The organism is Salinicola halimionae, assembly GCF_003206065.1.
In the GTDB taxonomy this organism is placed as follows: domain Bacteria; phylum Pseudomonadota; class Gammaproteobacteria; order Pseudomonadales; family Halomonadaceae; genus Salinicola; species Salinicola halimionae.
Map to the genome: position 1 here is coordinate 484,098 of NZ_PZJQ01000005.1, position 22,059 is coordinate 506,156.

Annotated in this window: 22 protein-coding genes; 11 read left to right on the forward strand and 11 right to left on the reverse strand. The window is 57.6% G+C overall.

Annotated features, from left to right (window positions below; translation table 11 throughout):
• Window positions 1-5: 5 nt before the first annotated feature.
• On the forward strand, window positions 6-1,475 hold the full coding sequence (gene guaB / locus DOM27_RS15060) for an IMP dehydrogenase (protein WP_110657130.1): 1,470 nt from the start codon (window positions 6-8) through the stop codon (window positions 1,473-1,475).
• Window positions 1,476-1,605: 130 nt separating this feature from the next.
• Window positions 1,606-3,180 carry a glutamine-hydrolyzing GMP synthase gene (gene guaA, locus DOM27_RS15065; RefSeq protein WP_110657132.1) on the forward strand — a complete coding sequence of 525 codons (1,575 nt, stop codon included), beginning with the start codon at window positions 1,606-1,608 and terminating at the stop codon, window positions 3,178-3,180.
• Between the two features lie 283 nt (window positions 3,181-3,463).
• Here the strand turns inward: guaA and DOM27_RS15070 are convergent, their stop codons facing one another.
• Genes DOM27_RS15070 through DOM27_RS15080 form a run of 3 tightly spaced genes read right to left on the reverse strand, consistent with a single transcriptional unit; the run spans window position 3,464 to window position 7,335 of the window.
• Complete coding sequence (locus DOM27_RS15070; RefSeq protein ID WP_110657134.1) at window positions 3,464-3,760, reverse strand: DCL family protein; 297 nt, start codon at window positions 3,758-3,760, stop codon at window positions 3,464-3,466.
• Between the two features lie 39 nt (window positions 3,761-3,799).
• A complete protein-coding gene (locus DOM27_RS15075; protein WP_110657136.1) occupies window positions 3,800-6,388 on the reverse strand; it encodes a DEAD/DEAH box helicase in 2,589 nt (862 codons plus the stop codon).
• Window positions 6,385-7,335 (reverse strand): HamA C-terminal domain-containing protein, encoded by a 951-nt coding sequence (locus tag DOM27_RS15080; protein WP_110657139.1) that lies wholly within the window; start codon window positions 7,333-7,335, stop codon window positions 6,385-6,387. The genes DOM27_RS15075 and DOM27_RS15080 overlap by 4 nt, the downstream gene beginning before the upstream one ends.
• A 238-nt stretch (window positions 7,336-7,573) precedes the next feature.
• Between DOM27_RS15080 and DOM27_RS17930 the strand changes: the two genes are divergently transcribed.
• The 4 genes from DOM27_RS17930 (at window position 7,574) to DOM27_RS15095 (ending at window position 10,398) form a co-directional block, all read left to right on the forward strand.
• Window positions 7,574-7,729 carry a hypothetical protein gene (locus tag DOM27_RS17930; protein ID WP_157956775.1) on the forward strand — a complete coding sequence of 52 codons (156 nt, stop codon included), beginning with the start codon at window positions 7,574-7,576 and terminating at the stop codon, window positions 7,727-7,729.
• 247 nt (window positions 7,730-7,976) lie between these two features.
• On the forward strand, window positions 7,977-8,960 hold the full coding sequence (locus DOM27_RS15085; RefSeq protein WP_110657141.1) for a DUF1852 domain-containing protein: 984 nt from the start codon (window positions 7,977-7,979) through the stop codon (window positions 8,958-8,960).
• A gap of 81 nt (window positions 8,961-9,041) precedes the next feature.
• Window positions 9,042-10,073, forward strand: coding sequence for a methionine synthase (locus tag DOM27_RS15090; RefSeq protein ID WP_110657143.1), 1,032 nt, complete (start codon window positions 9,042-9,044; stop codon window positions 10,071-10,073).
• Between the two features lie 136 nt (window positions 10,074-10,209).
• Window positions 10,210-10,398: an aldehyde dehydrogenase family protein gene (locus DOM27_RS15095; RefSeq protein WP_342588625.1), complete on the forward strand. Its 189-nt coding sequence runs from the start codon at window positions 10,210-10,212 to the stop codon at window positions 10,396-10,398.
• 246 nt (window positions 10,399-10,644) lie between these two features.
• Here the strand turns inward: DOM27_RS15095 and vapC are convergent, their stop codons facing one another.
• Entirely contained in the window at window positions 10,645-11,061 is a 417-nt protein-coding gene (gene vapC, locus DOM27_RS15100; protein ID WP_110657145.1) for a type II toxin-antitoxin system tRNA(fMet)-specific endonuclease VapC, read from the reverse strand.
• A complete protein-coding gene (vapB, locus tag DOM27_RS15105) occupies window positions 11,061-11,312 on the reverse strand; it encodes a type II toxin-antitoxin system VapB family antitoxin (RefSeq protein WP_110657147.1) in 252 nt (83 codons plus the stop codon). The genes vapC and vapB overlap by 1 nt, the downstream gene beginning before the upstream one ends.
• A gap of 301 nt (window positions 11,313-11,613) precedes the next feature.
• Here vapB and DOM27_RS15110 point away from each other — a divergent pair, with 301 nt between their 5' ends.
• Window positions 11,614-12,090, forward strand: a complete 477-nt coding sequence (locus tag DOM27_RS15110) for an NYN domain-containing protein (protein WP_110657149.1) — start codon at window positions 11,614-11,616, stop codon at window positions 12,088-12,090.
• A 38-nt stretch (window positions 12,091-12,128) separates the two neighbouring features.
• Here the strand turns inward: DOM27_RS15110 and DOM27_RS15115 are convergent, their stop codons facing one another.
• Entirely contained in the window at window positions 12,129-12,587 is a 459-nt protein-coding gene (locus DOM27_RS15115) for a MarR family winged helix-turn-helix transcriptional regulator (protein WP_110657151.1), read from the reverse strand.
• Window positions 12,588-12,692: 105 nt separating this feature from the next.
• Here DOM27_RS15115 and DOM27_RS15120 point away from each other — a divergent pair, with 105 nt between their 5' ends.
• A complete protein-coding gene (locus tag DOM27_RS15120; RefSeq protein WP_110657153.1) occupies window positions 12,693-13,427 on the forward strand; it encodes a dienelactone hydrolase family protein in 735 nt (244 codons plus the stop codon).
• A 77-nt stretch (window positions 13,428-13,504) separates the two neighbouring features.
• Here DOM27_RS15120 and DOM27_RS15125 read toward each other — a convergent pair whose 3' ends face one another.
• The 3 genes from DOM27_RS15125 to DOM27_RS15135 form a co-directional block, all read right to left on the reverse strand.
• Window positions 13,505-15,043, reverse strand: coding sequence for a DUF2252 domain-containing protein (locus DOM27_RS15125; RefSeq protein ID WP_110657155.1), 1,539 nt, complete (start codon window positions 15,041-15,043; stop codon window positions 13,505-13,507).
• 386 nt (window positions 15,044-15,429) lie between these two features.
• Complete coding sequence (locus tag DOM27_RS15130; protein WP_110657156.1) at window positions 15,430-15,822, reverse strand: VOC family protein; 393 nt, start codon at window positions 15,820-15,822, stop codon at window positions 15,430-15,432.
• 41 nt (window positions 15,823-15,863) lie between these two features.
• Window positions 15,864-16,673: an SDR family NAD(P)-dependent oxidoreductase gene (locus DOM27_RS15135; protein WP_110657853.1), complete on the reverse strand. Its 810-nt coding sequence runs from the start codon at window positions 16,671-16,673 to the stop codon at window positions 15,864-15,866.
• Between the two features lie 145 nt (window positions 16,674-16,818).
• Between DOM27_RS15135 and DOM27_RS15140 the strand changes: the two genes are divergently transcribed.
• Both DOM27_RS15140 and lldD read left to right on the forward strand, forming a co-directional pair.
• Window positions 16,819-17,094 carry a winged helix-turn-helix transcriptional regulator gene (locus tag DOM27_RS15140; RefSeq protein ID WP_223162360.1) on the forward strand — a complete coding sequence of 92 codons (276 nt, stop codon included), beginning with the start codon at window positions 16,819-16,821 and terminating at the stop codon, window positions 17,092-17,094.
• Between the two features lie 257 nt (window positions 17,095-17,351).
• Window positions 17,352-18,548 carry an FMN-dependent L-lactate dehydrogenase LldD gene (gene lldD / locus DOM27_RS15145; RefSeq protein ID WP_110657160.1) on the forward strand — a complete coding sequence of 399 codons (1,197 nt, stop codon included), beginning with the start codon at window positions 17,352-17,354 and terminating at the stop codon, window positions 18,546-18,548.
• Between the two features lie 87 nt (window positions 18,549-18,635).
• On the opposite strand, the gene DOM27_RS15150 is transcribed toward lldD, so the two are convergent.
• Complete coding sequence (locus DOM27_RS15150) at window positions 18,636-19,655, reverse strand: AraC family transcriptional regulator (protein WP_110657162.1); 1,020 nt, start codon at window positions 19,653-19,655, stop codon at window positions 18,636-18,638.
• 62 nt (window positions 19,656-19,717) lie between these two features.
• Between DOM27_RS15150 and DOM27_RS15155 the strand changes: the two genes are divergently transcribed.
• Entirely contained in the window at window positions 19,718-20,923 is a 1,206-nt protein-coding gene (locus DOM27_RS15155; RefSeq protein WP_110657164.1) for an MFS transporter, read from the forward strand.
• Between the two features lie 134 nt (window positions 20,924-21,057).
• On the opposite strand, the gene DOM27_RS15160 is transcribed toward DOM27_RS15155, so the two are convergent.
• Window positions 21,058-21,954 (reverse strand): LysR family transcriptional regulator, encoded by an 897-nt coding sequence (locus DOM27_RS15160; RefSeq protein WP_110657166.1) that lies wholly within the window; start codon window positions 21,952-21,954, stop codon window positions 21,058-21,060.
• Window positions 21,955-22,059 lie beyond the last annotated feature (105 nt).

Consider the following 22,059-nt stretch of genomic DNA (forward strand, 5'->3'; position numbering starts at 1 on the left):
CGACCATGCTACGTATAGCGCAAGAAGCTCTTACGTTCGACGACGTATTACTCGTACCCCGCTACTCGGATGTCCTGCCCAGAGACGTCGACCTCAAATCCCGCCTGACCCGCAACCTGACCCTGAACATCCCGCTGCTCTCTTCGGCCATGGATACCGTGACCGAAGCGCGTCTGGCGATTGCCATGGCGCAGGAAGGCGGTATCGGCATCATCCACAAGAGCATGTCGATCACCCAGCAGGCCGCCGAGGTCCGCAAGGTCAAGAAGCACGAGAGCGTTATCGTCAAGGACCCGGTCACCGTGGGCCCCAACGCCAAGCTGCAGGACCTGCTGGAGATGGCCAAGGAGTACGGCTATTCCGGCTTCCCGGTCGTCGAGGGCGAAACACTGGTCGGGCTCGTCACCGGGCGTGACATGCGTTTCCAGCCGGATTACAGCGACAGCGTCGAAGCGATCATGACCCCGCGTGAAAAGCTGGTCACCGTGCTCGAAGGCACCTCGCTCGATGTGATCAAGACCAAACTGCAGGAAAACCGCATCGAGAAGATCCTGGTCGTCGACAAGGACTTTCACCTGCGTGGCCTGGTCACCGTGCGTGACATCGAAAAAGCCCGCACCTACCCGATGGCCGCCAAGGACGCCGATGGCCGCCTGCTGGTCGGCGCCGCCGTCGGTACCGGCCCGGAAACCCCGGATCGCATCGCCGCGCTGGTCGAAGCCGGCGTCGACGTGCTGGTCGTCGATACCGCCCACGGCCACTCCAAGGGCGTCATCGACCGCGTTCGCTGGGTCAAGGAACACTATCCGGAGCTGCAGGTGATCGGCGGTAACATCGCCACCGGCGACGCCGCCGTGGCGCTGGCTGAAGCCGGCGCTGACGCGGTCAAGGTCGGTATCGGCCCCGGCTCCATCTGCACCACCCGTGTCGTCACCGGCGTTGGTGTGCTGCAGATCACCGCCGTCGCCAACGTCGCCGAAGCGCTCAAGCCGTTCGACATTCCGCTGATCGCCGATGGCGGCGTGCGCTACTCCGGGGATATCGCCAAGGCGATCGTCGCCGGCGCCAGCACCGTGATGCTCGGCAGCATGCTCGCCGGTACCGAAGAGTCACCGGGCGAAGTCGAACTGTTCCAGGGCCGGACCTACAAGGCCTATCGCGGCATGGGTTCCATGGGCGCGATGTCCCAGACCCAGGGCTCCTCGGATCGCTACTTCCAGAGCAAGGATGAAGGCGTCGAGAAGCTGGTGCCGGAAGGGATCGAAGGCCGCGTGCCCTACAAGGGCCAGATGAGCGCCATCGTTCACCAGATGATGGGCGGCCTGCGCGCCTCCATGGGCTACACCGGTTGCCATAACATCGACGAGATGCGCACCCAGCCGGAGTTCGTCAAGATCACCGGCGCCGGGATTACCGAATCCCACGTGCACGACGTACAGATCACCAAGGAAGCGCCGAACTACCGCGCTGGTTGATTGACTCGTTAGTCGGAAGGGGGAAGGGAGGAGTGGGAAGTGCATCTTTCCTCTTCGCTCTTTCCTCTTCATTCTTTTCCGGCCGTGCTTTTGTCTCGGCAATTGAAACCATTACGGCGGTGGCCCCTTCATGACCGACATCCATTCGCACAAGATCCTGATCCTCGACTTCGGCTCCCAGTACACGCAGCTGATCGCGCGCCGCGTGCGCGAGATCGGCGTGTTCTCCGAGATCCGCGCCTTCGATATCACCGAAGAAGAGATCCGCGAATACAATCCCAACGGCATCATCCTCTCCGGTGGGCCGGAATCGGTCTCCGAGCTGGGCTCGCCACGGGCGCCGGCATGCGTGTTCGAGATGGGCCTGCCGGTGTTCGGCATTTGCTACGGCATGCAGACCATGGCCGAACAGCTTGGCGGCGCTACCGAAGGCTCCAACAAGCGCGAGTTCGGCTATGCCCAGATCAGCGTCGCCTCGGAAGACGACCTGCTCGGCGGTATCAAGGATCATGTCGGTAAACGTGGCGATGCGTTGCTCGACGTGTGGATGAGCCACGGTGACAAGGTCGCCCGCGCGCCGGAGGAATTCACCATCACCGCCTCCACGCCGAGCTGCCCGATTGCCGCCATGACCTGGCCGGAGAAGCGCTTCTACGGCGTGCAGTTCCACCCGGAAGTCACCCACACCACACAGGGTCAGCGCATTCTCGAGCGCTTCGTGCTGGATATCTGCAAGGCGGAAAAGCTCTGGACCCCGGCGCAGATCATCGAAGACCTGACCGATCGCGTGCGCGAACAGGTCGGCGACCGCCACGTGCTGCTCGGCCTTTCCGGCGGGGTGGATTCTTCCGTGGTCGCGGCGCTGCTGCACAAGGCGATCGGCACGCAGCTCACCTGCGTATTCGTCGACAACGGCCTGCTGCGCAAGCAGGAAGGCGACCAGGTGATGGAAACCTTCGGCCAACACATGGGCGTCAAGGTGATCCGCGTCGATGCCGAAGACGAGTTCCTGGGCAAGCTGAAAGGGGAGAACGACCCCGAGGCCAAGCGCAAGATTATCGGCAACACCTTCATCGACGTATTCGACCGTGAAGCGGCCAAGATCGACGGCGTCGAATTCCTCGCCCAGGGCACCATCTACCCGGACGTGATCGAATCCGCCGCCAGCAAGACCGGCAAGGCCCACGTGATCAAGTCGCACCACAACGTCGGTGGCCTGCCGGAGACCATGAAGCTCAAGCTGGTCGAGCCGCTGCGGGAACTGTTCAAGGACGAAGTGCGCAAGCTCGGCCTCGAACTCGGCCTGCCGTACGACATGGTCTACCGTCACCCGTTCCCCGGGCCGGGCCTCGGCGTGCGTATTCTGGGTGAGGTGAAGAAGGAGTACGCCGACATCCTGCGCGAAGCCGACGCCATCTTCATCGAAGAACTGCACAACTTCGACTGGTACCACAAGACCAGCCAGGCCTTTGCCGTGTTCCTGCCGGTCAAGTCCGTCGGCGTCGTCGGTGACGGCCGCCGCTACGAATGGGTCATCGCCATTCGCGCCGTCGAAACCGTAGACTTCATGACCGCACGTTGGGCGCATCTACCGTATGAGCTGCTGGAGACAGTCTCCAACCGCATCATTAACGAGATCAGCGGTGTATCGCGTGTGACGTATGATGTCAGCAGCAAGCCGCCCGCGACGATCGAGTGGGAGTGAAGACGGAAACAGTTGCTATCGAAAGGCTCGAAGAAACTTCCAATCTAGGGGGAAGGTAGGGCCAGACGACGCTTTACCGCTTCAAGGCTTCATTGAGGCTAATGAGCTGACTGGCAGTATGACACGGGAAATGCAATAGCTTGGTGACCTAAGCATACAGCCAGTCTTCGACAGTTAATTATTGTTTGGAATTGCACCGAAATCTGCGAAAAATTTTAGGTATTATCGATGGCTAAAACCGGTTTAGTGTTGACGAAATCTATCTTATGGTAGCTTGGCTCCTTTATTTGCCATGAATGGAACCGGTTATTGAAAATTTTTCGGTCGTACCATCAGGACGATTTACCCAAAAGCACTTGGTGCCATAGTCAGCCGACCGAACACTGAAATCAGTAATGCCACATCCAATTTTTGCAGCAGAATCCGGATGATGCTCTAGTGCTGCTTGCAAGATTACTGCGTCGTCGGAGTTGACTCGGTCCCCCACATCATATCGATGAAGCATCTTCTTAAGGTATTCGACTGCATCTCCTCTTTTTTTGAAGTACATGGGGCCGAGGTGTATGGGCTTCGCAGGCATGTGTAACCTCCAATTTTTTTATGTCTATTGTTCTGATGATTAGTCAAAAAGTGAGAGATTTTCGCGCACTTCACGGATGATTATTGCTGGTATATTCATGGCTTGGAATTGATTGACGCGTTCGGCAATCCACTCTATGCACTCTTTCCTGCTGAGGTCATCGCGGGCAATGTTCTCGTACAAGGTAACGGCGCTCATACGGGAAATACCAAGTTCCATAAGCGAGAGAAGCGTTGTCGACGAAACGCCGAACTCTAGTTGCGTTCCGATATCCAGGTCATCTTCGATCAATTCCTTACGACCAATTTCGTGAAGATAAAAGTGCAGCACGTTCATATAAGCAGAGAGGTATTTCGGTGCTCTAAAACGAGCGATTTGCTCTACCAGCTCCATGGTGTCGCGTATTAGCTCAGGAAGCTTGAACGATCGGCCAACTTCTTGGTGCCAGTCGATGCTGTCGCGAATAATCTTCGCGAGCGAGTATCCTTTCAACCATTTAACGACAATCAACGCATATAGCCTAATGCGACCTTGTGGGGTGAAGGCTGGAAATAAGTGCTCGTTGATTCTTCCCATGATTGTGATAAATCGATCATAGCTATCGTTGCTGGAGACATTAGCAGGAAGTAAGTTTTCAACATCCCCAGAGTAGGTGCGAAAAGCTTCAAGAAGGCGCTGAAGACCTATCGCATTTACCCCGGGATGCCGAGAAGCCAGGTCGACGTCGATTTCTATCTTGTCTGCTAGAGAGCCCAGAGTCTGATCGAGCTTGGCAATTGAAGCAGCATCATGTCGTTTTGCAAGACTAGCGGCAGAAATGGAGCCGAGCCGCATAAAGGTAGTAAGCAGATAGGCTCCAACCTGCTCGAATTTATCCTTGTCCTTCATGTTCGACAGATCCGATTTCCCACGCTTAGAGAGATAGTTCTCCATGCTGTCGCCAAGCTCAAGTACAGCGTCGCTTTCCCGCTTAATATGATGGCGAGCTCGATTAGGAATGCCCTCAGGCCAAGCCTGAGTGTCTTCGGGATCAATGCAGATGATATTTCCTTGGAACTCATCGCCCCAACGGCCTGCGCGACCAGCCAGATTCCAGAAGTCGTGCGGTTCCATTGGGTGGCCTTTCCCTTTACGTGGTCCGCGTACCACAATCGTTCGGCAGGATAAGTTCACACCCTCGATCAGAGTAGAGGTGCAGACCAAAAAGCGAATTTTACCTAATCGGAATAGGCGCTCTATCTCCAGTCGGAGCAGTGACGGCATATTGCCATAGTGAAACGCTACCCCTAACTCAACGAGTGGTGCCAATCGGAAATCTTGATGTACGCCCTTACGAGCAAGCTCGGCAAGCTGTGAGAGCTCAGGATCAATGGATTCAAGCTCGGGCAAGAGCTGGCTGATCAGATCAGCGACTTCTTCTGCTTCTCCCGCGCCATTGGTGTAGACGAGTGTTCCGCCTCTTTCGCCGACAGCTGCAGCGATAAACGCGAGTCGCTTCTTGAGCCCCACCGGTTTGCTCGCAAGCTGAAGAGTTCCTATAGGCAGTTCTGAGTCCTGCTGTCGAAGAGTAAGCTCCCAAAGCTTCGATTTACGCGGTAACTGTGCCGCGACCAATAAGTTCTGAAGGACTGTAGATGAGTCACTATTTACGGCTACAGTCTGTACGCCAATGGGGGCGTCCGTAAGTAATTCTTCCGGGTTTTCGGTTGCCGGGCTGATAAAAACAGCTTTTAGTTCTGGGTTGGCACGGGTAATTCTTTCCACTGCATCCTGCAAAATTACACCGCGCTGATTGTCACCGATCTTATGTGCTTCGTCCACGATAAGTAGGTCAACAGAAAATTCATCGTCAAGTACGTTAGCGAGAAGGTGTAATCGTTCTTGCGTAAAAATGTAAATAATTCGTGCGCCACCTGCTCGGGCAGTCCTATAATTAACTGGGAAAGGAAGTGACGTTACATCGATCAGTTCACTATTACCTAAGAGCCTCTTGAGACTGGTTTCTATCTCGGAGACTAGTGCGCGGGTTGGAGCGAGATATACTACCACTCGACTCTCGCCCGCAATAACTTGATCGATTAGCCACTGGAGTACGAGAAATGTTTTACCTGAGGCGGTCGGCGCGGATGCTGAGAGCCAACTAGCTCCGACCGCATTAGCCCAGAAACGTTGCTGAAAATCATTTACTGGTAGCCAAGCTCCACTCGATTGCACAAGGATGGCATGATCGATATCGCGGCGCTGGGCCTCGAGGTGCAACGAGACGCCGAGCCTTCCATGGAGGTTGGTCGCCACCAAGCTACGTTCTGTGGCTAATGTAATGGCCCGAAAATTGGAAAGCTTACCCATTAGGACAATACCAGCATCCGTAAGTGCTTGGTCATCTTTCAAAGTTACTGCAGCGGTTGCGATTCGCAGTGCTGCGTCTTGATCGGTTCTTTTTTCTGAACGTGCAAGAATACTGCCGGCTAGTATTAGTTTGGGCCAGTCAATAGGCTCGGTGGAAGGTGCCGAAATATCTGGCGCTAAATTATCCAGCTCATTGCGTACTGTAAGTCGAATGATCTTATCCAGATCCTCTCGAATGCCTTCTTGGAGAAGCCAGGATTGTAGGTCAATAAGACTCATGATTTTTCAATACCCATTGCTTTGAGAAAAGCGGAACGAAAACCGCCTGCCGAGGGAAGAGGTACACAGAAGACCTCGATTTCTATTCGCTCGAGCTTTTCCAATTTAAGTCGCTCACCAATACGATTGCTCCAATCGGAAAGTGCTGTGCGGGACGCATTAACGATATCTTCAGCAACCGCTTCCGCATTACCATTTGGGTAGAACGGTGCATCGAAGCCTACAAGGGCTACGCCACAATATTTTACCCGCTTTGACATGACCGACGATTTGTCAAAATACATCTTTAAAGCATCGGTAATTACTGGGTCGCTAAGGTCGGCCTTGTCACTTAGCAGCATCAGATCACGCTCTCGCTCTGCTTCTTCATGTTCAGGTTCGATTAAGAAAGGTGAGAGAGAGGAAAAGCAGTCGCGAATCGCAGCACTCGCATCTCTGTATATTTTTGACTCCCCCCAATAGAGCTTTAAAATGCCGTCCGCTGTCACGCCCGCATAAACACCGTCCGCGCCGTGATAGTGCATGCGTGAGTCTGTTTTGAGATCCATCTTGCATAGAATCTGTGGCAGCTTGAGGAAGCGCTCTGCCAGTAGGAACAGCAGCATTTCTCCACCTTCGCCAGTGTTGCCTAAATCGGTAAACGAACGCTTTGCCCGCTCAACTAGCTCGGCGACTGCCTCTGTACTGTTGAATTTACGGTCGCGTGCTTTCGCTTCGGCAAGCTTCGCCCGTGGAATCGCATAATCAACTATCGCGTTTCGCATGAACTCTGCCAGCCTGTGCGGTTGTACATGACCATTTCCATCCACCGAAAGACAGTGGCAGTGGATTTTGACTGAATGACCGTCAATGCGGAGGTCTCGCTCTACCAGCGTTAGGTGGACCTCAAGTGCTTCTGGGTCTCCCGTTAGGCCGGATTCGAGATCGGTGGGGGTAATAGCAGGCAAGCAGCCTCCATTCCATATTGACTAACATATGCTTTCAAATGAATAGAATGAAATCTAATGTAACCGTCCTTAGCTATTTAGTCCACGGACTGATTAAATCTTGATGCTATTGGGACCTCGGCTTTGATGAGGCGGTTTTCGCCTCGGCGAGTGCCCCTTCCCTCGTAGCTATGCACCCTTAAGAGAGCGAACTTCAGGCCCCTTCAGATCGGGGCGATCCGACACCTTCGACCACAGCGTGATTGTCGGCTCGCAGGGTAGCCGCGGCCCGCGGTCGGTCGATGTCGGTCTGGCGGCGTTGACGCTGCTGGTCGCGGAATCCGATCCGGCTAACAAGGAGACGATGATTCGCCTGATCATGAACACGCTCGCCAACGACTTCTCATCTACCTGACGATGCTCGGCGGCAACCCCAAATAATCCGTCAGTCGTCCACTCTAGCGTCGCATCATGAACCCTATTCATGATGAGGTGAAATCATATCGCTTTTCATGCATCCACAGGCTCTGGCATAAAGAGTGCATCCGCTTCGACGGCAGCCGCCATGGCGCCTGTCGGTCGATACGCCAGATATTGCATTGACGGGCGCTGGGCCTTCTGACGGTGCCAGCGCCTCTCTATTACCAGGGTGCCTGTTCGCGATGAGTCACGATTTCACATTCGATATCAAGAGCGTGCGGTTCGACGAGCATTACCGTCCGGCCGAGAACACGCGCACGACCACCAACTTCGCCAACCTGGCAAGAGGGGAGCGTCGCGAGGAAAACCTGCGCAATACCCTGACGATGATCGACAACCGTTTCAACGCGCTGGCGCATTGGGACAACCCCAAGGCGGATCGCTACGCCGTTGAGCTCGACATCATCACCGGTGAGCTGAGCGTGGGAGCCGAGGACGAGGATGACACCTTCCCGGCGATCGAGATGCTGAAAACGACGATCATCGATAAGCAGACCGGCAAGCGTATTCCGGGCATGGTAGGGAACAACTTCTCCTCCTACGTGCGCGACTACGACTTCAGCGTCTGGCTGTCGGAGCACAACCGGGATCGTTCCGAATTCGGCATCCCGGAGGGGTTTGGCGATCTGCACGGCAAGCTGTTCAAGCGCTTCGTCGAGTCCGATGCGTACCGGGCTTCCTTCAGCAAGGCGCCGGTCATCTGCCTCAGCGTCTCCAGCAGTAAGGTCTATCGCCAGACCGACAATCGCCACCCGGTGCTGGGCGTGGAGTACGAAAACGACGAGTCCTCGCTGACGGATTTCTACTTCGGCAAGATGGGCCTGCAGGTGCGCTACTTCATGCCGCCGCATGCCGTCGCGCCGCTGGCGTTCTACTTCTCCGGCGATCTGCTGGCCGATTACACCGATCTCGAGCTGATCAGCGCCATCAGCACCATGGAGACGTTCCAGAAGATCTATCGCCCCGAGATCTACAACGCCAATTCGTTGGCCGGCAAAATCTACCAGCCCAGCCTGAAGCATCAGGACTACTCGCTGACGCGTATCGTCTACGACCGCGAAGAGCGCGGCCAGCTGGCCGTCGAGCAGGGCAAGTTCACCGAGCGGCACTTCATCAAGCCCTACCGCCATGTGCTCGAGCAGTGGTCGGCCAACTACTCCCTTTGATCGACCCGTTCCAACGACTCTTTTTGGTCAACCCGTTACAACGATATTCTTTGATCAACCCGTTATTAAGGTCATTTTTGTATGAAGACTTTGTTGCCCACGTCGACGGCCGGTAGCCTGCCCAAGCCCGCCTGGCTGGCCCAGCCCGAGACGCTCTGGTCGCCGTGGAAACTGCAGGACGAGGAGCTGGCCGAGGGCAAGCAGGATGCGTTGCGGGTCTCCCTGCACGATCAGCGGCGGGCCGGGATCGATATCGTCAGCGATGGCGAGCAGACCCGTCAGCACTTCGTCACCACGTTTATCGAGCATCTTGAAGGTGTTGATTTCGAAAAGCGTGAGATCGTCAAGATTCGGGATCGCTATGAGGCGAGCGTGCCCTCGGTCGTCGGCCCGGTGTCTCGCGTCAAGCCGGTGTTTGTCGAAGATGCCAAATTCCTGCGCCAGCAGACCGACCAACCCATTAAATGGGCGCTGCCCGGCCCGATGACCATGGTCGATACGCTCTATGATGGTCATTACAAGAGCCGCGAAAAGCTGGCCTGGGAGTTCGCCAAGATCCTCAACCAGGAAGCTCGCGATCTCGCCGCCGCCGGCGTGGACATCATTCAGTTCGATGAGCCCGCCTTCAACGTCTTCTTCGACGAGGTGAACGACTGGGGCATCGCCGCGCTGGAAAAAGCCATCGAAGGCGTCGAGTGCGAGACCGCCGTGCATATCTGCTATGGCTATGGCATCAAGGCCAATACCGACTGGAAGAAGACGTTGGGGTCGGAGTGGCGCCAGTACGAAGAGATCTTCCCCAAGCTACAGGCGTCGAACATCGATATCGTCTCGCTGGAGTGCCAGAACTCCCATGTGCCGATGGAGCTGATCGAACTCATTCGAGGCAAGAAAGTGATGGTCGGGGCGATCGACGTGGCCACCAACACCATCGAAACCCCGGAAGAGGTCGCCGAGACCCTGCGCAAGGCGCTCAAGTTCGTCGATGCCGACAAGCTCTACCCCTGCACCAACTGCGGGATGACGCCCTTGTCTCGCCGGGTGGCCCAAGGCAAGCTCAGCGCTCTGAGTGCTGGCGCGGAGATCGTTCGGAAGGAGCTCGCGGCTCGATAGTGGCGTCCTGTTCGGCGATGGCGACGACGACGGCGACTTAGATGATGAGGCCGAGATGGCCCAGACCTAGATATTCGGCCCGGTATTTGCCGTCTATCGGTTCAGGACGGAAGCAGAGGTCATAGAACGTGCCAATGTGTCCCGCGCGTTCGAGACGGGCATGGTCATTCTCAACACCAGCTCGGTGGGCACGGCCTCGGTCCCGTTCGGCGGCGTCAAGCAATCCGGTTATGGTCGCGAGGGCAGTTTCTATGGCATCGAAGAGTACGTGGACGTCAAATACGTGCTGATGAGCGGCTGGATCAGTAGGATCGGTTCCCCCTGAGCGGGGCGACCCGGCGAAAAGAGAACCGCCGGGTTTATAAATCATCGATTATGCTCACCGTGAGTGAACATAATCTTGACAACGTAAACCTCCCCTACAACACCGCTCCATCGAAACCGTTCATCGGCTTACCGATGCACCCATGCAGATGCTCGAGCGCGCTCCGGGCGAGACCCTAGCGGGCCAGCGCTTTGAAGCCACCGTGCGGAAATGGGAAGCGACGTATAGCGAGCTTGGCTTTAGCAACTATTCGTTATTCGAAGGATGCAACCAGTTGGCGATAACCAACCCCGGAACGCGGTCGAACTCCCGCTCGTTATTCGTCACCACCGTTAATCCTCGGCTGCGGGCGTGGGCGGCGATCATTAAGTCGTAGGCGCCGATCGGGGTGCCAGCACGCTCCAGCCCGGCACGAACCTGTCCGAAATGGCTGGCGGCTGCTTCGTCGAAGCCCAACACTGTCAGTCGCGCGACGAAGTTCTCCACTACCGACAGGTTATGCTCCGGCTTGGCCGATTTCTCTGCACCGTAGATCAGCTCTGCGAGCGTGATCGATGAGATGCAGAGCCTGGCAGTATTGTTATTAAATATTTCGCGCAAAGATGGCGGCCGGTTCTTGATGACGTATATGCAGATGTTCGTATCCAGCAGATAGCGCAGCATCAAAAGGCCTCGCGCTTCTGGGGCTCGGGCTGATCGCGACTCTCGTTGATCTCGGCGTCCATGAAGTCGCCAGTCACCGCGTGACATTCATCGGGTTCAAAAAAATCGTCCCAGCTGGTGTCACTAGGCGTGATCAAACGGCTATTGCCGAGGGGGATGATAATGACCTCGGAGACGCCCTCGGGGAATGCTACCGCTTTTGGCAGGCGCACGGCCTGACTTTTGTTGGACAGGAACAGCTTGGCATTCATGGCAATTTCTCCTTATGTATATCCCTGGAGTATCTACCAATTGTGTGCTGACCCGGATGGGCTGTCAAAGCGGCTATCGACGTTTGGCAGAAACCACCCGCAAACTACCGAGGAATCCTCGGCGGCTCTCGGTTGGTGGATCCTCACGAAATAGACCGTGGTCGCAACGCCCGCCCCGGCTCGAAGCGCCTTACCGTCGGCCCTGTCCTTCTGATCGCATCCGGCGCACGGTACCATGCACTCAAGTCAGCGCCTTCCCACTGGGGCTAGCGCTTCACTGCCTGCCGGGGATTTTCTCGCCATGACCACCGTCGCCATCTTCGTCGACACCCAGAACGTCTACTACACCGTGCGCGATGCCTACGGCAAACAGTTCGACTATCGCCGCTTCTGGGCGCGGGTGACGGCGGGCCGCGAAGTGGTGACCGCGCGCTGTTATGCCACCGATAAAGGCGACACCAAGCAGCGCGGTTTTCAGAACACGCTGAGAACGATAGGTTTCGAGGTGAAGCTGAAGCCGTTCATCCAGCGTGCGGATGGATCCGCCAAAGGCGACTGGGACGTCGGCATCACGCTCGATGCCATCGAATACGCGGTGCAGGCGGATGTGATCGTACTGGTCTCCGGCGACGGCGACTTCGACCTGCTGGCGCAGAAGATCCGCGAGGTGCATGGCAAGCGTGTCGAGGTTTACGGCGTGCCGAAGCTCACTGCCAATTCCCTCATCAAGGCTGCGAGCCAGTTCATACCGATCGAGCGCGATCTGCTGCTGGGTTGAGTCGCCGGGGCGGGCGATAGCCGTGGTGATCGGTGAGATTAGCTAGCTTCTTCGGTGGGGCGATTGGTCATGCGATCAAGATTCGAGATAAGTCGTGTCAGTAGCATGCCCAGCTGTTCACACTCCGCTTCACTGAAGCCATCTAGCGCCTCCTGATTGCCTTCCAGGATGACCGAGGTGGCTTCCGGTAGTCGCGCTTTGGCGAGCGCGGTCAGTTCGATGCGGCTGCTACGGCCGTCTTTGGGATCGGACGTGCGGTGAATCAGCCCATCCCGTTCCATGCGTGTCAGCATCTGCGCCATCGGCGGCTGCTCTACCTTGGCAAAACGAGCCAGATCCCGCTGCGTACTCGCGAGGTTTTTCGCTAGTGCTACAAGCACCGGAACCTGGCCGACTCCGAAACCCAGCGGTCTGAGACGGGCAACGCTCAGGCGCGCGAACCCTCGTGCGGCGAGGCTGATCAGGTGGCCTGGCGTATCGAGAACGTTTTTCTGCATATCGATTTTCCGTATTCTTGACTTTTATATATGTGCATATGTAGTTTATTGATTGTCGCCCGCCAAGGCCAGTAGCGGGTGCGGCCTACACCTAGGGGCATCGTCATGCCACACGAGCAGATTGTTATCGTTACCCATGAAGGTGAATGTAAGACTCATATTTTCACCTCTGGAGACAAGCCGGGCGGACCCGCAGTCGTCTTTTATATGGACGCTGGCGGCATTCGCCCTGCCGTGCTTGCCATGGCCCAGCGGTTAGCCGATGCCGGTTTCGTGGTGTTGCTGCCCGATCTGTTTTATCGCTACGGCCCTTATGGGCCGTTCGATCCGCAAGAAGTGTTCAAAGGTGACGTGCGAGCGATTCTTGGGCCTCTGATGGCTACCACAGGTATTTCGCGTTCAGTCGCCGATACTGAGGCATTCCTGACCTATCTGGACACACGAACCGATGTCCGTGGTAGCAAGGTGGGAGCGGTGGGATTTTGCATGGGGGGCGGAATGGCCATTGCCGCCGCTGGCTCGTGGCCTGATCGCTTCACTGCCGTTGCCAGCTTCCACGGTGGAAATCTAGCGACCGATGCTGTCGATAGTCCTCATATCTTTGTGGACACCCTGAAAGCCGAACTCTATATGGCTGTAGCCGAAAACGATGCCAGCTATCCGCCATCAATGGCCGAGCAATTCGAGCACTCGCTGACAAAAGCCAAGGTGCGCTATCAAACAGAGATCTATTCAGCTGCGCATGGCTGGATGAAACCGGATTTTCCTGTTTATGACGAAGAGGCCGCCGAGTATGGATGGCAGCAGATGCTCGAGTTCTTTAGCCGTACGCTTGGATAATTGACCATCAGGTATCGGCGCAACTCAGAGCAAGAACCTGCGGCACCGACAATCTGGCCATCGCGATTCTCTCGCACTTACCGATGCACCCAGTCCAGATGCTCGAACGCGCCCTGGGCGTGATCCTCACGGAACATCTCGTGATCGCGGCGCACGCGGTCGGCGGTCTCGACAGCGAACTCCACCATGTCCTCGGTGAACAGTGCCGGTGGGCCGATGGCGTCGACGATCGCGGGTTCGATGTCGTAGTCGATCCTGCCGGATTCATCGGAAAGCGCGTGTACGCGAGCGAGCACGCGGCCGCAGATACGGGCGTAATTCTTCCATTCGCTCTTGGAGAGGTCATCGAGATCGATGTCATCACGAAACGGCGCGCGCTCTCGCGTCATGTAGCTCAACCCGTCGAATTCGACATGGCCGTAAAACACGTCGCCACGCACCAGATGCACGGCCTGGGCATCGCTGATGCGCTCGGCGAGGCTGTCCATCTCGTAGGGCGAAGGCGGCACCAGGCCGGAGAGGGCGGAGCGACGTGCCTGCTTGTATTCGATGATCAGATCGTCCGTGCCGTCGCGCTCGGGGCCTTCGATCAGCACGTAGTAGCGGTTGAGCCCCAATGAAGCGGTGCCCTGGCCTCGCCGTATCGCCACGTCCTTCACGCGCATGCCTTTCCCTTTCAGCCCTTTCCCGTGACGTGCTTTCCCATGCTGTGCCTTGGCCCTCGTTGGCACCTCGATCCTGTTCTCCTGGATCAGCCGGTCGGTGATCTTCTGGAATTCGTCTCGACGGGAGGAGATCGGTACGAGCTTCTCGGTCGAACGAAAACGGCTTCTGCTCTCGTCGAGATAGTCATCCGTCAGCCATTCGTTGCGCTCTTCATGGGCATCCTTGAACAGCTGGCGAATGATTTTCGGTGCATTGTCGAAGCGCATCTCTCCTTCCTGTTCGTTGCCTTCAAGGGCCAGGCGCTCCATCTCCCTGATGTAGCCGTTGACGAAATGGCGCACGATCTTGACCTGGTGTTTGCGCTTGAGCTCGCCTTCGGTTTTCGCGGCAATCATGAAGCCGGTGGCGCCACGCTTGAGATCCCAGGTGAATGGCGCGTAATAGGCTTCGTCGAAATCGTTGACCGAGAAGATCGGTACGTTGTCGGCATTGGGCATGACGCCGAAGTTTTCGGGGTGAACGTCCCCCAGCGCCAGCACGGTCGGCATCCAGGCGTCGTCGCCGGCCATGTCGCGATAGAACAGCAATGCCGTGCCACGGAAAAACGAGAACAGCGAGCTCGACAGCTTGGCGAACTTGAGATCGGCACCTTCGGCATGGGTCGCAATACGCGTCTGGTGGTCCTCGCGTAGTGTCTGGCGCACATGCTGGCGCCGCTCGAAGCCAGTCAGCGCCCGCGGACGCAGCACGAATTCGCCGGCAGCCACCGCTTCCGCCAATCGGCGAAAAGTCTTGTAGCGTGTCGCGACGACCGGGTCTGTTTTCTCGGACAAATCGCGTTCGAGTGCAGCCGCCAGTTCCGCCTTGCTCATCGAAGAACGCCCTGGGATGTCCTGCTTCTGGGCTTGCTCGTACAGCGCCTGACGCGTGGCTTCCGAATTCGTGGACATGGGCACTCCTTGGCTTTTGGATCTTCGCTCGCTTGGTCCGGGGTCGCGTCGAACGGGCTCAGGATGAATGGATGTCGATGTATTCAGCATGCACGACTTCAATGAATGGTGCATGTGTTGGCCGGGGAGGTATTGATAGGGCAGTCGTGGGCTGCAGGTACATGGCCACTCGAGGAGCTTCGTGGCGCGTGGCGTCCTAATAAGAACAGAGCGGGTAGAAATCCGGTGGGCGAACGTCATGTGTGCCTGCAGGAAAAGGAATTCTATCTTTGTGCCTCGGAGGGCATTTCGCTCTGATCTTGCAACGATATAAACCTTATCTGTGGCTGAGTCATACTGCCACGGTCGGTATTCAATAGATTGACTGGCCGGCAGATAAAGGTTGATCACACATCAGGATTTGCATCTTGGAAGACAGCTTCCACGTTGTTACCGCAAGGATCGATGATGAACGCCGCGTAATAGTGCTCGTGATAATTGGGCCGGAGTCCTGGCTTGCCATTATCTTGACCGCCTGCAGCCAAAGCTGCCGCATGAAATATATTTACCTCGTGCTGGCTTCTGGCGGAAAAGGCCAGGTGGATTGGATCCCGTTTCTGAAGGGGTGCGGCCTCGATGAAGAGCTCGACGCGGTCCCGGCCGAAGCCGGCAACACCACCTTTCGGGCGTTCGGCAAAAAACTTTTGCTGAACGCCCAATGAAGCGAGCGTCGCTTGGTAGAACCTTCGCACGGTGTCGATGTCGTCTGTCCTGATGCTGATGTGGTCAAATAGGCTCATTGCTTATCGCTCCATTGTTCGATGATTCCATTCTGAAGGCTTCAGGTGGTTGGAAGCATGCCGCCGTCCAACCGGATGTTGGAGCCGGTGATGTATGCCGTCCGCGGGCTGGCGAGAAACGCCACGGCGTCAGCGATTTCCGCCAACGTGCCGACCCGGCCGACCGGGACTTGCGCGAAAAGCGGAAGCACGGCCTTTTCCACTTCTGCCCAGGATGCATCCGGTTCGATGCCTTGTTCTGCCGCGATTTCCCGAAACCTCATGTCGAGTTTTGCGCTATGGATCATGCCGGGAGACACGGTATTCACGGTGATACCCTCGGCTGCGACGGCCTTTGCCAGCGATGCCGTCATGGCGATCATTGCCGCCTTGGCCGCAGAATAATCCGGGTTGACCGGAGGCGGCATCAGCCCCGCGAGGCTGGAAATATTGATGATCCGGCCCCATTCCCGAGTGCGCATTTGCAGCAGGACTGCCGTCGTGACCCGCAGGGCAGCCAGCACATTGCGGTCATAGGTTGTGGTCCAGACATCTGACGCCGTCGTGCTCCAATCCGAGCCGTCGCCAGACCCGCCGGCATTGTTGACGAGTATGTCGATGGACCCTGCGGCGGACCGGGCTGCTTGAAGCAACGCAATAACCTCCGCGTCATTTGTCAAGTCTCCAGTCACGACGTGTGCTTGGCCACCCCCGGTTCGGATCTGCTCGGCCACTTCGGATGCCTTGGACTGGTCGCGGCCATGGACGATAATCGTGGCACCTTCCCGCGCGAGCCGCTTTGCAATCGCCTCGCCTATGCCCTTGCTGCTACCGGTCACGAGGGCGACCTTTCCATTCAGATGTAAGTTCACGACTGAGCACCATAAGATAACGTGACCCGAATATAGGAGAGCTGTCATGGACCCCTCAAGAAGGCACGAAAAGGTGCCTATGCCGAATGAGGTAAGAAGCGCTTGTTTAGGGCCGGATGGGGCGGTCGTTCATGTGACGCGCTGTATGCAAATGATCAGCGGACGATGGAAACTGCAGATATTGTTTCGGCTTTATGCGGACGAGGTTCTGCGAAGCTCGCAGTTGCTGCGGGATATCCAGGGCGTTTCACAGAAAATGCTGACCCAGCATCTCCGTGAATTGGAGGAGGACCGGCTAATTGACCGAAGCGATTTCGGCAAGCAGCCACCCCGGGTCGAATACCGCCTCAATGACCGGGGGCGGGCGCTGATGCCCGTGCTGTTGGCAGCGCGGCAGTTCGCGGAAGACCACGAGGCTTAGCTAATCGAATTCAGTGACGGCCTCAAGTCCGGAGGCGTATCGTCTGAGCGAATCAACTTCGAGATGTTTGGCCCCTCGGGATAAGACGGACAAATTTTAGAACGAAGCGATCTCCGACTAAAGTCATAGCCCGCTAGGCCGATTTTCCCCCGAGAGACTTGATACGCTGGGTTTCTTATCGACCCTAGCTGTTTGTCATCGCCGCCTGCGGCGAGCGTCTCTATCACCGCTCCCGAACCGAGCGTTAAGGCGAATCCATGATCATTTCAGGTCCTTCCGATTACCGGCGCGCCGCCAAGCGTCGTGTTCCTCGTTTCCTGTTCGACTATCTCGATGGCGGAGCGGTGACCGAAAGCACGATGCGCGGCAACGTCGAGGCGTTACAGGCAATCCCGCTGCGTCAGCGCGTACTGCAGGGCGGCGGCACGCCTCAGCTCGAAACCGAGGTGCTCGGGAGTCGCTGGAAGATGCCCGTGGCGCTAGCGCCGGTTGGCGCCACCGGGATGTACGCCCGTCGCGGCGAGGTGCAGGCGGCGCGAGCCGCGGAGAAGGTCGGCATTCCCTACACGCTCTCCACGGTATCGGTCTGCTCGATCGAGGAGGTGGCGCAGGCAGCCCAGGGCGAGCTGTGGTCCCAGCTCTACGTGCTCAAGGATCGTGGGTTCATGCAGAACGCGCTGGAGCGGGCCTGGGCCGCCGGCATGAAAACGCTGGTGTTCACGGTCGACATGCCGCTGCCGGGTTCGCGCTATCGTGATCGCCACTCCGGCATGTCCGGCCCGCACGCCAAACTGCGCCAGACCGCTCAGGCGTTGATGCATCCCCGCTGGGCGTTCGATGTCGCGCTCAAGGGCAAGCCGCTGTCGTTCGGCAATATCGAAGCGTATACCGGTCGCCAGATGAACATGGACGACTACATGGGCTTTCTGGCCAAGAACTTCGATCCCTCCATCAGTTGGAGTGAGCTGGAGTGGATTCGGGATAGCTGGAAGGGCAACTTGATCATCAAGGGCCTGCTGGATAAGGAAGACGCGCGCGATGCGGTACGCATGGGTGCCGACGGAATCATCGTCTCCAACCACGGCGGGCGGCAGCTCGACGGCGCGATTCCGACTGCCCAGGCGTTACCGCATATCGCCGAGGCCGTCGGGGACGAACTGACGGTGCTGGCGGATTCCGGCGTTCGCTCCGGGCTGGATGTCGTCAGGATGCTGGCCTTGGGCGCGAAAGGAGTGCTGCTCGGCCGTGCCTACGCCTACGCGCTGGCGGCCGAAGGGGAGCGCGGCGTCTCGCATCTGCTCGAACTGATCGCGGCCGACATGCGCGTGACCATGACGCTGATCGGCGCCCATTCGCCGGCCGATATCAATGCCGACCATCTGGAATCGGTCGAGAAAGCCCTGAAGAGCGACCAGCGCCCGGCGGTCGCGGAGCCCGATAAAGCGGCGTTCTGACTGGCGTTTGTCGCTGCATCGTCCCCTGATAGGTTGAGGACAGCAGCTCGCTTTACGCGCCGGCTGGTTGATCATGAACCAAACGGGTCACGACGCTAAACGATGCTTCTTGCGACTGGCCCCCGGAGGTTGTCCGGTGACGCGCTTATAGGCGCGGCTAAAGGCTGCCTGCGAGTGATAACCGAGACGCAGCGCCACGTCTTCAATATGAAGCCTGTCTTGAGTCAGCCACTGGCCGGCTAGCTGCATTCGCAGCTCTGTGGCATAACGCAGCGGTGGCGTGCCGATGGTGGCTTGAAAACGCTCAGCGAAGACCGAACGAGAAATATGGCATTTGGCTGCCAGCTCTCCCACGCTCCAGTTGTGGGTAGGGTCCCGATGTAACGCGAGGATGCCCATAGCCAATCTGGGATCGCGCAGCGCGGCCACCAGCCCCGCGGCATTATCGCAGCCGCATTCCACCCATCCGCGGACGACCATCGTGGCCACCACGTCGGCGAGCCGGGCGAGGACACCGGCGAACCCAACCCGTCCAGAGCAGATTTCACGTTTCATGGCGGTGAGGATAGACACGAGATCGGGATATCGCTGCCCCGTGGCATCGACCATCATCACGTCGGGCATCAGCCGGCTCAGGCCCTGCATGCCACCAAGATCGAACTCCATGCAGCCGTGAAAGAGAATCGCGCCGGGTGTTTCCTGCTGACTGGGACAGATATCGATGGCGCCAACCGCATCACCGAGAGATGCCACCTCGAAGCTGGAGATGTCCTGAATCGCGAGATCAAGGCCGGATAGCAACTGATGTGCGGTGCCATGCGGCATCAGCACAGCATTGCCCGCTGACAGCTCATACAGCGTGCCATCTTCAGTGCGCAATAGGGCGGAGCCGACCGCGAGGAAGTAAAAATGGGCGTGGTTAGGCCTGGCTTCAAAGCTGAAACCAAATGAAGATCCTGTCTGAATGCGCCGGTACTGGACGCCTCTCAAGCGCATGCCGGTGAGCATTTCGCTGATGAGATCGGAGGAGAGGGCAATAGGATCTGTCGTTGCCATAGTGGTAACCACCTCCGGGGTTTCGATCAAAAAGTTAGGGTTTGGTGTCATGGATCATCCTGTGCTCCGATCATAGACTGCCGCTCATCATGAACTCCAAGGGATATTCTCTGATGAGTAGCAGTGCATGCGGTGCGGTATCTGACGCCAACCTGGAGCGAGCGATCGAGACAGAGCCTACCTCACCAGCCTGGATGGCAGTGTTTTCTCTGGCGATGGGGGTATTTGGGTTACTAACTGCAGAGTACCTGCCTGCCAGTTTGTTGACGCCGATGGCTTCTGCGCTTGAGGTGTCAGAATCGATGGCGGGGCAAGCCGTAACGGTAACTGCGGTGGTGGCGCTCTTTGCCGGTTTATTGGTTCCAAGGCTCACGCGTCGCATCGACCGACGTTTGGTGTTGCTGGGCTTCACCATGATGATGATCGTTTCGAATTTGCTGGTCGCCCTGTCTTCCAGTTTGACCGTTCTCTTGATCATGCGGGTTTTCCTGGGAATCGCCCTTGGCGGCTTCTGGAGCATGGCAGCGGCGGTGGCCATGCGGTTAGTGCCAGCGGCGCTGCTGCCACGCGCTTTATCGATTATCTTCAGTGGCATCGCTGTGGGAACGGTCGTGGCTGTACCGCTTGGCAGCTATATGGGCGGGCTCTATGGCTGGCGTAGTGCCTTTCTGGCGGCAGCTGCGGTCGGCATGATAACGCTCGTCTTCCAGTGGTTCACGCTCCCTCGAATGACACCCAGAAGAACCGCCCGGTTACAAACCGTACTGGAAGTGTTGAGTCGGCCGGGAATTGGCGTGGGCATGTTGGGTTGCATACTGGCTCACACCGGCCATTTTGCTTTGTTCACCTACATTCGCCCCTTTCTGGAAAGTACGACAGGTGTCGGATCGGATGCCCTCGCACTCATGCTGCTGGGGTTCGGCGTGGCGAACTTTATGGGAACGCTGCTGACCGGTTGGTTGATGGAACACAGTTTGAGAGGGGCTCTGGTGCTGATGCCACTACTGGTTGGTGTATCTGCATTGGCGCTGGTGTTACTGCCTTCCTCGGTCATGAGCCAAGCGCTACTGGTCGCCTTCTGGGGAATGGCATTCGGTGGTGTACCGGTTGCATGGTCCAACTGGGTAGCGAATGCCGTGCCGGATCAGACAGAGAGTGCTGGCGGCATGGTGGTCGCGTCGGTGCAGTCTTCCATCGCAGTGGGGGCTGCTGCGGGCGGTGCCATGTTCAGCGTTAGTGGCATCACTGGTGTATTCATAGCTGGGGCCGTCATCATGCTGCTTGCATCGCTGCTGATCACCCTATGGGTCAGGGCATAGCGACGTAAGTTTTAGGGCAATGGGAGATGGCGAAGGGCGCGGTGAGGGTGGCGGTAAGCCTGAAAGCCGGCATCATCCGGGGACTCGCCCAAGTTCGAAGATGGGCCATCGTTTTGGTCGGCTCCTCTTTGACCTCAACGCAAACCCTCGATCTGGCGCAGTCGCGGTGCTGCGAAGTCTATGAACGCTCGGACTTTTGCCGCAGCTCGGCGCCCTTCGACATGTACGAAATGGATCGGCAACGGGGCGGGTTCGTATTCCTCCAGCACGGCCTGGAGATCGCCGGACTCAAGATCGGGCCCAACCTGGTAAGAGAGCACGCGGCACAGGCCCCAGCCTCGTCTGGCGATATCGATGGATGCGGCTACGCTGGTGACCCTGAGCCGCGGGCTCACTCTGACGGCCTGAGATCCATCCGAGCCGAATCGCCATTCGTTCAACGCGGTGGTGGAACCGCTGGAGACGATACGGTGCGAAGCGAGATCGCTCGGTGTCTGTGGATGCCCCCACCTGGCGATGTAGTCCGGCGAGCCGCAGATGACGCGGCGGACCTGGCCGATGCGGACGGCCGAAAGATCAGAGGATGGCAGGTGGCCGATACGCACGGCGATATCGAAGCCTTCCTCGACCAGGTTGACGATGCGGTCCACCATCAGCACGTCGGCGCGGACCTGGGGATGGTCATCGAGAAATTCGGTGAGCAGCGGCGCGACGTAGATTCGCCCGAACTCCTGCGGGCAGGTGATTCGCAGTTGCCCGACGGGTGTATTGGCCGAGCCCGAGGCGATGTCGTCGGCGGCTTGTAGATGAGCGAGGATCTCTCGCACCTCCCCGAGATACGTCTGGCCGACCTCGGTCAGTTTGACTCGCCGCGTCGAACGAGTGAAAAGCCGGGCACCGAGGGCGGTCTCGAGCGTGTTGATGGCTCGCGTGGCGGAAGGCGCACTGAGGCCGGTGGTGCGGGCACCCTTGGCGAAGCTCTCGGCTTCGGCGACGGCGACGAAAACTTTCAGGGCCTGAAGGCGATCCATGACGTTCTGCTCAGTTCGAGGTCAATGATAGTTTCAGAATGCAAAGTAGTGACTTTCATAATAGATGGATTCTTCCGTGATTCGTAAGGATCTACAGTGGCTTCT